Raw genomic sequence first — 13646 nt, forward strand, 5'->3', positions numbered from 1 at the left:
ACGCCTGAATCGAGAATCAGCGCAGCCTAGGGTGATTCTCCTCCAGAGTGCAAGGCGTACCGGCGACAGTGGGCTTGCGGAGCCTTTGAACAACCATGCGGATCAGCCAGCAGGCGAGGATGAACGGCGCGGTCAGCGTTGGCAGACCGATGGTGGCAAACACCGGCGTCAGCAACAGCGCTGATGCAATGCCGACCAGCGGCAACCACGGTTGCTGGCGCTGGGAGCTGAAGGCGAGGGCGGCGAGTACCGCGTTATAGCCACCGAGACCGATCAACGCGGTATAGAAGTCGTGATGCAACAGGCTCCAGCCCATGCCCGCGACAGACGCCAACAACGCCCAGCAGAAAGCGCGGCGATCAGCGATCAGCAAACCCACGGCAATCATCGCACCGGCCAGCGGATGGCCGAGGAACATCACCTGGCCTAAGCCTTTCAGCGGGGCGGTGAGCATGTTCAGCGTATTGATTTCGATCAAATGCGCGGTTGTCGAGGGTGTGGCGAAACACAGCAGCAACCAGCCCAGCCCCACGAAAGGCGCGGTGTAGGCAGGCAAGTATTGGCTGAGCCGGATGCGTCTGAGCCACTGTTGGGTGAGCATCGCACTCAGTCCACCCGCAGCGATGATCAGCGGCGGCAACAGCGCTGACCAGGGGAAATACAGGCTCAGCAGCAAACCGAGCAGGACACCGTTGTAACTGAACAGTCCGGCCTGACGATCGGCCTTGGCGTAGTTGCGACGTTGCGCGGTGAGCAGACCGGCGACGCCGCCCAGCAGCGCACCGCCGAGCAGGGTCGGCGCGGTAAAAAGAATCGCCAACAGGCACAGCAGACCAAACAGCGGATGGCGCTGGAGAAATATCTGGCTGAAGCCGTTGAGCAGGGCAGTCGCCCAATCGGGGCAGTGGGTGTTGAAGTGGTTGGCAGGCATGGCAGTTCTGAAAGTCAAAGGGAGCGAGTCGGTCGAGCGCGACCCTGCCTGATCGCCAGCAGGCTGGCTCCCACACTGAATCTGGGTTCAGTCTTGATTCCGTGATCGACACAAAACCAATGTGGGAGCCATCCTGCTGGCGATGAGGCCGGTATGGGCGCTCTAGATCAACGTCTCGATACGCAACGAGTTAGTCGACCCCGGTTGCCCAAACGGCACACCTGCCGTGATCAATAACGTGTCCCCGCGCTGCGCCATCCCTTGCGCCTGGGCAATTTCCAGCGCGGTCGAACACACCTCATCCACTTGCCGCAGTCGATCATTGACCACCGAGTGCACGCCCCACGCCACCGTTAAACGGCGCGCCGTCTGCAGGTTCGGCGTCAGGTTCAGAATGGGCACCGTCGGCCGTTCCCGGGCCGCACGCAGGCTCGACGTGCCGGATTCGCTGTAGTTCACCAGCACCGCCACTGGCAATACGTTACTGATGCGACGAATCGCACAGCTGATCGCATCGGAAACCGTCGCCTCAGCCTTCGGCCGGCTGACGTCCAGTTGTGTCTGATAATCCGGGCCGTTTTCCACCTGGCGGATGATTTTGCTCATCATCTGCACGGCTTCCATCGGGTACTCGCCGGACGCGGTTTCCGCCGACAGCATCACGGCGTCGGCGCCTTCGGCCACTGCGTTGGCGACGTCGGTGACTTCGGCGCGAGTCGGGGCCGGGGAGAAACGCATCGACTCCAGCATCTGCGTCGCCACGACCACCGGTTTACCCAGTTCGCGGCAGATGCTGATGATGTTCTTCTGAATCTGCGGCACGCTTTCGGCCGGTACTTCGACACCGAGGTCGCCACGGGCAACCATGATCGCGTCGCTCAGTTCGGCGATTTCCCGCAGTTGCGTGACGGCCGACGGCTTCTCGATCTTGGCCATCAAAAACGCTTTGTTGCCGATCAGTTCACGCGCTTCGCGAATGTCCTCCGGGCGTTGCACGAACGACAACGCGACCCAGTCCACACCCAGCTCCAGGCCGAAACTCAAATCGCGGCGATCCTTGGCCGTCAGCGGGCTCAACTCCAGCACCGCTTGTGGGACGTTCACGCCTTTGCGGTCCGAGAGTTCGCCGCCATTGAGCACGGTGGTGTCGATCGCGTCGGCGTATTTGGTCACCACGCGCAGCCGCAGCTTGCCGTCGTCCAGCAGCAGGTCCATGCCCGGCTCCAGCGCGGCGATGATTTCCGGATGCGGCAGGTTGACTCGACGTTGGTCACCCGGCGTCGGATCGAGGTCCAGGCGCAGGGCCTGACCACGATGCAACTGCACCTTGCCTTCGGCGAACTTGCCGACTCGCAGTTTCGGGCCTTGCAGGTCCATCAGGATCCCGAGCGGGTAATTCAGCTGGCGCTCGACTTCACGAATCCATTGATAGCGTTGAGCGTGGTCGGCGTGATCGCCGTGGCTGAAGTTCAGGCGGAAGATGTTGACCCCGGCCTGCACCAGCTCACGGATGTCTTCGATCCCGTCGGTGGCCGGGCCGAGGGTGGCGAGGATTTTGACCTTTTTATCAGGCGTCATTTTTTGTGCTCTCGAGAATCAGGATGGCGCGGAAGTCGTTGACGTTGGTGCGGGTCGGCTCGGTGACGATCAGCGCGTCGAGCGCCGCGAAATAGCCATAGCCATTGTTGTTGTCGAGTTCATCGCTGGCGCTCAAACCGAGGGCGGCGGCGCGGGCATAGCTGTCCGGGGTCATGATCGCCCCGGCGTTGTCTTCGGAGCCGTCGATGCCATCCGTGTCACCGGCAAGCGCGTAGACGCCGGGCAAGCCTTTGAGGCTGTCGGTCAGGCTGAGCAGGAATTCGGCGTTGCGTCCGCCACGGCCATTGCCGCGCACGGTGACCGTGGTTTCACCGCCCGAGAGAATCACACACGGCGCCGCCAAGGGCTGGCCATGCAAGACCACTTGCCGCGCGATACCGGCGTGAACCTTGGCCACTTCGCGGGACTCGCCTTCGAGGTCGCCGAGGATCAATGGGCTGAAACCGGCCTGACGGGCTTTCACCGCAGCGGCTTCAAGCGACTGTTGTGGACGGGCGATCAATTGGAAATGACTGCGCGCCAGGCACGGGTCGCCGGGTTTGACCGTTTCCGATTCGGCGCTTTGCAGCCAGTTGCGCACCGAGGCTGGAACCTCGATGCCGTAGCGCTTGAGGATCGCCAGCGCTTCGGCGGAGGTGCTCGGGTCGGCCACGGTGGGGCCGGAGGCGATGACCGTGGCGAGGTCGCCCGGCACATCGGAAATCGCGTAGGTATAAACAGTAGCGGGCCAGCAGGCCTTGCCGAGACGGCCACCCTTGATCGCCGAGAGGTGCTTGCGCACGCAGTTCATCTCGCCGATGGTGGCACCGGATTTGAGCAGGGCTTTGTTGATCGATTGCTTGTCGGCGAGGGTGATGCCTTGGGCCGGAAGGGCCAGTAACGCAGAACCGCCACCGGAGAGCAGAAAGATCACGCGGTCGTCTTCGCCGAGGTTGCTGACCAGTTCCAGCACGCGTTTGGCGACGGCCAGGCCAGCAGCGTCCGGCACCGGGTGAGCGGCTTCGACGACTTCGATTTTTTCGCACGGGGCGCCGTGACCGTAACGCGTCACCACCAGACCGGACACTTCACCCTGCCAGCAGCGCTCGACCACCTGGGCCATGGCGGCGGCAGCTTTACCGGCGCCGATGACGATCACGCGACCGCTGCGGTCGGTGGGTAAATGGGCTTCAAGGACTTGCTGCGGATGGGCCGCGTCAATGGCTGTGGCAAACAGCTCGCGCAGGAATTGTTGCGGATCGACCGACATGGCGGGCTCCCGGAATTCTTGTTATTGGGATAAGACGACAGCAGGTATTGCGACGCGGTCCTGTGGGAGCTGGCTTGCCAGCGATTCAGGCGCAGCGGTCTTTCAGGTAGACCGAGGCGATGGCATCGCTGGCAAGCCAGCTCCCACAGGTATTGCGGCGAATGTTACTTATCGCGAATCGAGAAATTCGCCATGTGTTCCAGGCCCTTGATCAGTGCCGAGTGGTCCCAGTTGCTGCCACCGATGGCCGCGCAGGTGCTGAACACTTGCTGGGTGTTGGCGGTGTTCGGCAGGTTGATGTTCAGTTCCTTGGCGCCTTGCAGGGCCAGGTTCAGGTCCTTCTGGTGCAGGCTGATGCGGAAACCCGGGTCGAAGGTGCCTTTGATCATGCGCTCGCCGTGCACTTCGAGGATTTTCGACGAAGCGAAACCACCCATCAGCGCTTCACGCACCTTGGCTGGGTCAGCGCCGTTTTTCGAAGCGAACAGCAGGGCTTCGGCGACGGCCTGAATGTTCAGCGCGACGATGATCTGGTTCGCCACTTTCGCGGTTTGCCCGTCGCCGTTACCGCCGACCAGGGTGATGTTCTTGCCCATCGCCTGAAACAGCGGCAGGGCGCGTTCGAAGGCATCGGCATCGCCGCCGACCATGATGCTCAGGGTCGCAGCCTTGGCGCCCACTTCGCCGCCAGACACCGGTGCATCGAGGTATTGCGCGCCTTTTTCGTTGATCTTGGCCGCGAAGGCTTTGGTGGCGGTGGGCGAGATCGAGCTCATGTCGATGACGATTTTGCCTTTGCCGACACCGGCAGCGATACCGTCAGCGCGGAACAGCACGTCATCGACCTGCGGAGTATCGGGCACCATGACGATGATGAATTCGGCTTCTTGCGCGACTTCCTTCGGGTTCGCCAGGGCGACGGCGCCCGCAGCGATCAGGTCGGCAGGCGCGGCGTCGTGGTGCGCCGACAGGAACAGGCTGTGACCGGCTTTCTGCAGGTTCAACGCCATTGGGTGGCCCATGATGCCGGTGCCGATAAATCCGATTTTAGCCATGAGAAATTCCTCTTGTTTTTGTGTTGCTCAAGCAAATAGGGGAGCGTTGCTTTTTGTGGGAGCGAGCCTGCTCGCGATAGCGGTGTAGCAGGCAACATCCATGTTGAATGTCACACCGCTATCGCGAGCAGGCTCGCTCCCACAGGGATCTACGTCAGATCGCGTTGTGGGTTTTGAGCCAGCCCAGACCCGCTTCGGTGGTGGTCAGCGGCTTGTATTCACAACCCACCCAACCTTGATAACCAATCCGGTCCAGGTGTTCGAACAGGAAGCGGTAGTTGATTTCACCGGTGCCCGGTTCGTTGCGCCCAGGGTTGTCGGCCAACTGGATGTGGTTGATCTCGCCCAGGTGCGCGGCCATGGTGCGGGCCAGGTCGCCTTCCATGATTTGCATGTGATAGATGTCGTATTGCAGGAACAGGTTGGCACTGCCGACCTGTTCGCGAATCGACAGGGCTTGCGCCGTGTTGTTCAGGTAGAAACCCGGGATGTCGCGGGTGTTGATCGCTTCCATCACCAGTTTGATGCCCGCCGCTTGCAGCTTGTCGGCCGCGTACTTGAGGTTGGCGACAAAGGTTTTTTCCACGGTGGCATCATCGACGCCTTGTGGACGAATACCGGCCAGGCAGTTGACCTGGGTGTTGCCCAGCACGTGGGCGTAGGCGATCGCCAGATCGACCCCGGCGCGGAACTCTTCGACCCGGTCCGGCAGGCACGCGATACCGCGTTCGCCCTTGGCCCAGTCACCGGCCGGCAGGTTGAACAGCACCTGGGTCAAACCGTTGGCGTCGAGCTTGGCCTTGATCTCGGCGGAGCTGAAGTCGTAAGGAAACAGGTACTCGACACCACTGAAGCCGGCCTTGGCGGCCGCTTCGAAACGGGCGAGGAAATCCTGTTCGGTGAACAGCATGGACAGGTTGGCTGCGAAACGCGGCATGGTGGTCTCCCGTAAATGTGTGAGGTCCCTTGCAGGAGCCAACTTGCTGGCTCCTGCAAGGGAAGCGATCAACTGTTAATCAAGCAACGAAATCGCCGTCGGCGCATCGTTGCCCACCAGCGCCAGGTCTTCGAATTCGTTGACAGCGTTGATCTCGGTGCCCATGGAAATATTGGTCACGCGCTCCAGAATAATCTCGACGATCACCGGCACCTTGAACTCTTCGATCAGCTCCTGAGCCTTGCGCAGGGCAGGCTGGATCTGAGCCGGTTCGAACACACGCAGCGCCTTGCAGCCGAGGCCTTCGGCGACTGCGACGTGATCGACGCCGTAACCGTTGAGTTCCGGAGCGTTCAGGTTATCGAAGGACAGCTGCACGCAGTAGTCCATGTCGAAACCGCGCTGAGCCTGACGGATCAGCCCCAGATACGAGTTGTTTACCACAACGTGGATGTACGGCAGCTTGAACTGCGCGCCCACCGCCAACTCTTCGATCATGAACTGGAAATCATAGTCGCCCGACAGCGCCACAACCTTGCGGGTCGGATCAGCCTTGACCACGCCCAGTGCTGCTGGAATGGTCCAGCCCAGCGGACCGGCCTGACCGCAGTTGATCCAGTGACGCGGCTTGTAGACGTGCAGGAACTGCGCGCCGGCAATCTGCGACAGACCAATGGTGCTGACGTAGCAGGTGTCTTTGCCGAACACCTGATTCATTTCTTCATAGACGCGCTGCGGCTTGACCGGCACGTTGTCGAAGTGGGTCTTGCGCTGCAGGCTGGCTTTGCGCTGCTGGCAGTCTTGCAGCCAGGCGCTACGGTTTTTCAGCTTGCCGGCAGCTTGCCATTCGCGAGCGACTTCGATGAACACGGTCAGCGCGGCAGCGGCGTCGGAAACGATGCCCAGGTCCGGGTTGAACACGCGGCCGATTTGCGTCGGCTCGATGTCAACGTGAATGAACTTGCGGCCCTCGGTGTACACGTCGATCGAGCCGGTGTGACGGTTGGCCCAACGGTTACCGACGCCCAGCACCACGTCGGACTTCAACAGGGTGGCGTTGCCGTAACGGTGCGACGTCTGCAGACCAACCATGCCAACCATTAGCGGGTGATCGTCCGGGATCGTGCCCCAACCCATGAGGGTCGGGATCACCGGAATGCCGGTCAGTTCGGCGAATTCCACCAGCAACTCGCTGGCGTCGGCATTGATGATGCCGCCACCGGCGACCAGCAATGGACGCTCGGCTTGATCGAGCATGGTCAGGGCTTTCTCGATTTGCACGCGGTTAGCGGTGGGCTTGGCCAGGGGCAGCGGTTCGTAGGCATCGATGTCGAATTCGATCTCGGCCATCTGCACGTCGAACGGCAGGTCGATCAGCACCGGGCCCGGACGGCCGGAGCGCATTTCGTAGAAGGCCTTCTGGAACGCATAGGGCACCTGGCCTGGTTCCATGACCGTGGTCGCCCACTTGGTCACCGGTTTGACGATGGTGGTGATGTCGACCGCCTGGAAGTCTTCTTTATGCATGCGGGCCCGGGGTGCTTGCCCGGTGATGCACAGAATCGGGATCGAGTCGGCCGAGGCGCTGTAGAGCCCGGTGACCATGTCGGTACCGGCTGGGCCGGAAGTGCCGATGCACACGCCGATGTTGCCGGCCTTGGTGCGGGTGTAGCCCTCGGCCATGTGCGAGGCGCCTTCAACGTGGCGAGCGAGGACATGATCGATGCCACCGACTTTCTGCAAGGCGGAGTACAGCGGGTTGATTGCGGCGCCCGGGATGCCAAAAGCGGTATCAACCCCTTCACGGCGCATCACCAGAACGGCGGCTTCGATTGCTCTCATTTTGCTCATGGTTTTGTGCCTCTTACGTTTTGTAATTGTATACAAGTGGCTTTGCGCAGAGTGTATTCACGGCGGACGGCGCAGGTCAATCCATTTTCTCAAGCGACTGTTTCATTCGTCGGAAGCCTGTTCTGCTGTGGCTTTTCGTCGCATGTGGCGCTTTTCGAGAATTATTGTATACAAAAAAATAACTCATTGTGTTCTATTTGTTGCATCGGACTGCGGCACAAACGCGCAGTCCATCCGCTTTCCCTATAACAAAATGAGGACGGCACCATGAGCGCTTTAACCTTGAAAGTGGCAGTCAGCCTGACCAGTCAGGCCATTTCCGCCGCACGTGCAATTTCCGCGGCCCCCTTGACCATCGCCGTACTGGATGCCGGCGGGCATCTGGTCACCCTGCAACGCGAAGACGGCGCCAGCCTGCTGCGCCCGCAGATCGCCATCGGCAAAGCCTGGGGCGCCATCGCGCTGGGCAAAGGCTCTCGCCTGCTGGCGCTGGACGCCCAGCAGCGTCCGGCATTTATCGCGGCGTTGAACAGCCTGGGGCAGGGCAGCGTGGTGCCGGCACCAGGCGGCGTGCTGATTCGGGATCAGGACGGGAACGTGCTGGGTGCGGTGGGGATCAGCGGGGATCTTTCGGATGTGGATGAGCAGTGTGCGATCAATGCGATCGAGGCGTTGGGGTTGCGGGCGGATGCGGGGGTGAGTGCTTGATCTTCATCGCCTGAACAAATGTCATCGCTGGCAAGCCAGCTCCCACAAGGACCGGCGGTGTTCACATATTTTGTGGGCACCATCAGACCCTGTGGGAGCTGGCTTGCCAGCGATTGCTATTTGGCAGACACATCCAGCTAAAAAGTCTATATCAACAATCAGAGTTTCCAGGTCTAGCCTTTTCATGAACTCATGATGAGAGAGGCAAAGGAATGCCTGATTTACCTGCTTCACATCGCCTGCGCACGGGACGCTATGCCGAACCCAACCGAATCTATTTACTGACCACCAACACTCTGGATCGCGAGCCGATTTTTGCCGACTTTGCTTTGGGCCGATTGGTGGTTCATCAATTTTCGCCGAGCACAAGATCTTGGATTGGCAAAATCATTGGCTTGGGTCGTCATGCCCGACCATTTTCATTGGCTGGTCGAATTGGAAAACTGTTCGCTCAGAAAGCTGATGCGCGAGACTAAATCCCTGATTACGAGGGCGGTGAATCTTTCGAGTGGTAGTGGTGGGTCGCTTTGGCAGCAGGGTTATCACGACCGGGCATTGAGGCGGGAGGAGGATTTGGTGAAGGTGGCGCGGTATGTCGTGGCCAACCCATTGCGGGCTGGACTTGTTGAAAAGCTTGGGGACTATCCGCTTTGGGATGCCATCTGGGTTTGAGCCGGCACCGAGTCGCCTTCATCGCTGGCAAGCCAGCTCCCACAGAGATTTGTGTTGTTCACAGAGTTTGAATGCAACAGAAAAACCTGTGGGAGTGGGCTTGCCCGCGATGGCCGCACCGCGGTCCATCAGTCCGGCTCACACCCCTTCAGCACCAACCGAATAATCGTCTGCGCCGCCGCTTCATAATCCTCTTCATCCAGCTTGGCCTTGCCGGTGATGGCGGTGATCTGCCAGTCAAAGTCGGCATAGGTCTGGGTCGCGGCCCAGATACTGAACATCAGGTGGTTGGGGTCGATGGCGGCGATCTGGCCGCGGTCGATCCAGGTCTGGATGCAGTCGATGTTGTGCTTGGCCTGGCCGTTCAACTGCTCCACCAGATCGACGCTCAGATGCGGCGCACCGTGCATGATTTCGCTAGCGAACACTTTCGAAGCGAAGGGCAGGTCGCGGGAGATGCGGATTTTCGAGCGGATGTAGCCGCTCAGCACTTCACTGGGCACGCCGTCGGCGTTGAACGGCGTCGAGGCCTGCAAGATCGGCTCGATGATGCTTTCCAGCACCTCGCGGTAGAGGTTTTCCTTGGATTTGAAGTAGTAATAGACGTTGGGCTTGGGCAATCCCGCCTTGGCTGCGATGTCACTGGTTTTGGTCGCAGCGAAGCCCTTGTCGGCAAACTCTTCGCTGGCGGCACGCAGGATCAGTTCTTTGTTGCGCTCGCGGATGGTGCTCATAAACCAGGGGGTTCCTTGCCTGTTCTGGCGGTTGCGCATGGTAGCACCGGCCTCGCGCGACGCTCAAGAATGCCCCATGCGGCGCTCGGCCGCGCTATGCTGCGCAGCATTCAATCCAAAAGGACATCTGATTCATGGCAGGAAGCAGTTTACTGTTGCTGATCGACGACATTGCCGCGGTACTCGACGATGTGGCGTTGATGACCAAAATGGCCGCCAAGAAAACCGCCGGCGTGCTCGGTGACGATCTGGCGCTCAACGCCCAACAGGTTTCCGGCGTGCGTGCCGAACGGGAAATTCCGGTCGTTTGGGCAGTGGCGAAGGGCTCGTTTCTCAACAAACTGATCCTGGTGCCGTCTGCGCTGGCGATCAGTGCATTCATTCCGTGGCTGGTCACGCCGTTGTTGATGGTCGGCGGCGCCTACCTGTGCTTCGAGGGCTTTGAAAAGCTCGCGCACAAATTCCTCCACAGCAAGGCTGAAGACCAGGCCGAGCATGCAGAGCTGGTCGAAGCCGTGGCCGATCCGGCAGTCGATCTGGTGGCGTTCGAGAAGGACAAGATCAAGGGCGCCATCCGTACCGACTTCATTCTTTCGGCGGAAATCATCGCCATCACCCTCGGCACCGTGGCAGGCGCGTCGCTGACTCAGCAAGTCATCGTGCTGTCGGGCATTGCCATCGTCATGACCATCGGTGTCTATGGCTTGGTAGCCGGCATCGTCAAGCTTGATGATCTGGGTCTTTGGCTGACCCAGAAGCCTGGGCAGATGGCCAAAAATATCGGTGGCGGGATTCTGCGTGCGGCGCCGTACATGATGAAAAGCCTGTCGGTGATTGGCACGGCGGCAATGTTTTTGGTCGGCGGTGGCATCCTGACTCACGGTGTACCGGTGGTTCATCATTGGATCGAAAGTGTCAGCGCAGGGGCGGGCGGTGCCGGGTTTATCGTGCCGACGTCGCTGAATGCGGTGGCGGGGGTTGTGGCGGGTGCGGTGGTGTTGGCGGGTGTGATGGCCATCAGCAAAATCTGGAAGGCAGTCAAAGACTAAAGCCTGACTCTATGCAACTGTGGGAGCGAGCCTGCTCGCGATAGCGGTGGATCAGTCAACATTTACGGGGACTGATGCTGCCTCATCGCGAGCAGGCTAGCTCCCACATGGGATGTGTGGTGTTGGACAAAACGCATGAAAAAGGCCATTCGACTCCCATCGAATGGCCTTTTTTGTTGCCGATGAATTACTCGGCGATCTGCAATTTGCGCGACTCGGTGTACACGTAACGCACCTTCTCGTACTCGAACGGCGAGTTCAGTTGGCCATAGCGGAAGCTGTTCTGGTGACGCTTGTCGATGCTGCGCAGGACCCAGACTTCAGGGTGGTTGGAGCTGACTTCGGCAACGTTCAGGAAGTTGATCGCGCTCTCGGCGGTAAAGTCCACGGCCAGGCCGCCGGTGTCGCGAATGTTGGAAGGGCCGAGGATCGGCAGCACAAAGTAGGCGCCGCCCGGTACGCCGTAGAAACCGAGCGTCTGGCCGAAGTCTTCGCTCTGGCGCGGCAGGCCCATGGCGGTGGCCGGGTCCCACAGGCCTGCGATGCCGATGGTGGTGTTGAGCAGCAGGCGTGCGGTGGTTTCCATCGAGCGCTTGCCTTTGAACTGCAGCAGGCTGTTCATCAGGTTCGGCACGTCGCCGAGGTTGTTGAAGAAGTTGCTGACGCCGGTGCGCAGGAAGCTCGGCGTGATGTAGCGATAACCATCGACCACTGGCAGGAACACCCATTGGTCGAAGCGGTAGTTAAAGTGATAAACCCGGCGGTTCCACTCTTCCAGCGGGTCGTAGACGGCCAGCGCGTTGAGCGTCGAGCGTTCGAACTCGCGCTGATCCAGCCCCGGGTTGAATTTGAGTTTGCTCAATGGCTCTTTGAAGCCGTCGCCGTCGATGACGACCGGTGCATTGGCTTTGCTGTTGTCGGCATTGGCGACGCCTGCACAGAGTAACGCTGCGACAAGCAGGAGGTATTTAGCCACGGAAGAACTCCAGCATGGCGTCGCTGTTGACGCGGTAGTTAAGGTTGCCGCAGTGGCCGCCCAGTGGATAAACAGTCAAGCGGTCGCCGAAGGTCTTGCGCAGGAACCCAAGGTCGCCCGGGCCGAGGATCACGTCGTCGGCGTTGTGCATGACCGCGATTTTCGGGCTGTCGTGCAGGTAATCCTTCAGGGCATACAGGCTCACCTGGTCGATCAGTTGCAGCAGACTTCCGCCGTCGGTGCGGGCGCGCCACATCGGGATCACTTGTTCGGTGATGTAGCAGTCGAAGTCGCACTGCAGCGCACGCTTGAGGAACGGTGTGAGGCTGGTGCCTTCGGTGATCGGGTATTTCGGCGGCGTGATCAGGCCGCGACGGTTGATCAGGTCCGAGGTGAAAGCGATGTCGGCCGCCGAAAAGCGGAACGACGTGCCGATCAACATGGCCATCTGTTCGTTGCTCAGATGCTGCTTGGACTGCTGGAAGTCATAAAGCAGAGCATCGTTGAGGTCGATGTAGCCTTTCTGCTGGAAGTAGCGGGTCAGCTTGTTCAGCACCAGTTCATAGAACGTCGTGCTGTTGTTGATGCCTTTGACTTCGGTCTGGACCAGCTTGTCGAGGTTGGTGATCGAGGTGTAGAGGTTGACCGGCGGGTTGAGCAGCAAGACTTTCTTGAAGTTGAAGCTGCGGCGGGTTTCGTCCAGGTGTGCGACGAATGCCGCGTCCAGTGCGCCCAGGCTGTAACCGGTCAAGTAGTAGTCGGTGACAGGCACATCGGGGTTTTGCGCCCGCACGGCTTGCATCACGCGGTACATGTCTTCCGCGTCTTCCTTGGTGATACCGGGTGTGGCAAAGCGTGAGGCGGCGCTCATGAAGTCGAAGCTGGTGGGCGACGACAGTTGCACTACGTGGTAACCGGCCTTGTAGTAGAGCTTCTTCAGGTATTCGTTAAGGCTGCTGTCATAGCGTGCGCCGGTGCCGGCGATCAGAAAGATCAGCGGGGCGGCTTTATCCTGGGTGGCGATGCGGTAGGTGAGCTTCTTCACCGGCCAGAAGTTGTCCGGCAGTTCGAACTCACGCTCCGGGCGCAACGTGACGCTGCGGGTTTGCTGGTCGATGTCTTCGTCAAGCGGCAGCTCCGGACGCATGTCCGGCGGCGTCGTGGCAATGGTCGCCTCGAACGGGTTGGTCAAGGGGAAGCCATAACTGGCTGCGTCGATATCGACCGCCAGTGCAGACGCACTCAAAATAAGGCCGCCAAACAGGGCGGCAAAGCGCAAGGAACGGAGCATGACTGGATCCCTTAGAGAACGGTGCCGAATGAAGTTCGCAGGCTATGACCACGGGGGTTGCGCCAAAGTGCCATGCATCGGCACCAATCAGGGCTAATTTCGGAGTAATAGTAGCTGGACGATACACTTTGCAGTGATTGACTGCCCAGTTAACTGTTGTTAACGCTTGCGTCAGGCTGTCGGCGGATTAAGCTGGCCGCCGTTTTCGTTTATTGGAGTGCCTCATGTCCCGCCGTCTGCCCGTGATTCTTCTGCTTGTCTTGCTGCCTTTATGGCTGGCCGCCAGTTATGGCGCGCGTTATGGCTTCATGGAGGATGCGCAATGGGTCGGTCTCTGCGTCGACGACGCGAGCCGCTGGGAATGCGTGGTCCGTTCGAACCTGGGCTTGATGATTCATTTCCAGGTGTTGGGCTGGGCAGCCCTGGCGGCTGCGGTGATCGGCTTTGTGTTGCCGGGCCGGGCAGGGTGGTGGTTGGCGATACTGGCGCTGGCGTTCGGTTTTCCGGCGCTGGCGTTGTACAACACGACGATGGCAGTTTTTGCGGTGGTGATTGCTGCTTTGCGTCTGGTCCGGGCGTCTCGTAGCGCCTGAT

12 protein-coding genes and 1 pseudogene are annotated in these 13646 nt (G+C 60.1%); 4 read left to right on the plus strand and 9 right to left on the minus strand.

Translation table 11 applies throughout. The annotated features are described in order from the left end of the window. Positions 1-16: 16 nt before the first annotated feature. The 6 genes from F8N43_RS12165 to gcl form a co-directional block, all read right to left on the minus strand. The gene (locus F8N43_RS12165) at positions 17-931 is read right to left on the minus strand and encodes an urea transporter (RefSeq protein WP_150653831.1); all 915 of its coding nucleotides are present in this window, start codon (positions 929-931) and stop codon (positions 17-19) included. A 162-nt stretch (positions 932-1093) separates the two neighbouring features. Further along, positions 1094-2509: a pyruvate kinase gene (gene pyk / locus F8N43_RS12170; protein ID WP_150653832.1), complete on the minus strand. Its 1416-nt coding sequence runs from the start codon at positions 2507-2509 to the stop codon at positions 1094-1096. Then, entirely contained in the window at positions 2499-3779 is a 1281-nt protein-coding gene (locus F8N43_RS12175; protein WP_150653833.1) for a glycerate kinase, read from the minus strand. Before F8N43_RS12175 ends, pyk begins: the two co-directional genes overlap by 11 nt. A 164-nt stretch (positions 3780-3943) precedes the next feature. Beyond that, positions 3944-4834: a 2-hydroxy-3-oxopropionate reductase gene (locus tag F8N43_RS12180; protein ID WP_150653834.1), complete on the minus strand. Its 891-nt coding sequence runs from the start codon at positions 4832-4834 to the stop codon at positions 3944-3946. A 154-nt stretch (positions 4835-4988) separates the two neighbouring features. After that, the gene (gene hyi / locus F8N43_RS12185; RefSeq protein WP_150630193.1) at positions 4989-5771 is read right to left on the minus strand and encodes a hydroxypyruvate isomerase; all 783 of its coding nucleotides are present in this window, start codon (positions 5769-5771) and stop codon (positions 4989-4991) included. A gap of 75 nt (positions 5772-5846) precedes the next feature. Further along, the gene (gene gcl / locus F8N43_RS12190; RefSeq protein WP_150653835.1) at positions 5847-7622 is read right to left on the minus strand and encodes a glyoxylate carboligase; all 1776 of its coding nucleotides are present in this window, start codon (positions 7620-7622) and stop codon (positions 5847-5849) included. A 267-nt stretch (positions 7623-7889) separates the two neighbouring features. On the opposite strand from gcl, the gene F8N43_RS12195 reads away from it, so the two are divergent. Together F8N43_RS12195 and F8N43_RS12200 are read left to right on the plus strand one after the other, a co-directional pair. Beyond that, on the plus strand, positions 7890-8330 hold the full coding sequence (locus F8N43_RS12195) for a GlcG/HbpS family heme-binding protein (protein WP_150630191.1): 441 nt from the start codon (positions 7890-7892) through the stop codon (positions 8328-8330). A gap of 212 nt (positions 8331-8542) precedes the next feature. Continuing rightward, positions 8543-9002, plus strand: a pseudogene (locus F8N43_RS12200) (REP-associated tyrosine transposase). Between the two features lie 128 nt (positions 9003-9130). Here F8N43_RS12200 and F8N43_RS12205 read toward each other — a convergent pair. Beyond that, positions 9131-9736: a TetR/AcrR family transcriptional regulator gene (locus F8N43_RS12205; protein ID WP_150653836.1), complete on the minus strand. Its 606-nt coding sequence runs from the start codon at positions 9734-9736 to the stop codon at positions 9131-9133. A gap of 134 nt (positions 9737-9870) precedes the next feature. Here F8N43_RS12205 and F8N43_RS12210 point away from each other — a divergent pair, with 134 nt between their 5' ends. Beyond that, the gene (locus F8N43_RS12210; RefSeq protein ID WP_150653837.1) at positions 9871-10785 is read left to right on the plus strand and encodes a DUF808 domain-containing protein; all 915 of its coding nucleotides are present in this window, start codon (positions 9871-9873) and stop codon (positions 10783-10785) included. 187 nt (positions 10786-10972) lie between these two features. Here F8N43_RS12210 and F8N43_RS12215 read toward each other — a convergent pair whose 3' ends face one another. Further along, entirely contained in the window at positions 10973-11761 is a 789-nt protein-coding gene (locus F8N43_RS12215; protein WP_150630187.1) for a VacJ family lipoprotein, read from the minus strand. After that, a complete protein-coding gene (locus F8N43_RS12220; RefSeq protein WP_150630186.1) occupies positions 11754-13052 on the minus strand; it encodes a serine/threonine protein kinase in 1299 nt (432 codons plus the stop codon). Before F8N43_RS12220 ends, F8N43_RS12215 begins: the two co-directional genes overlap by 8 nt. Positions 13053-13276: 224 nt before the next feature. Between F8N43_RS12220 and F8N43_RS12225 the strand changes: the two genes are divergently transcribed. Beyond that, entirely contained in the window at positions 13277-13645 is a 369-nt protein-coding gene (locus F8N43_RS12225; RefSeq protein WP_150630185.1) for a hypothetical protein, read from the plus strand. Position 13646 lies beyond the last annotated feature (1 nt).

Source organism: Pseudomonas fluorescens (assembly GCF_902498065.1).
GTDB lineage: Bacteria > Pseudomonadota > Gammaproteobacteria > Pseudomonadales > Pseudomonadaceae > Aquipseudomonas > Aquipseudomonas fluorescens_BJ.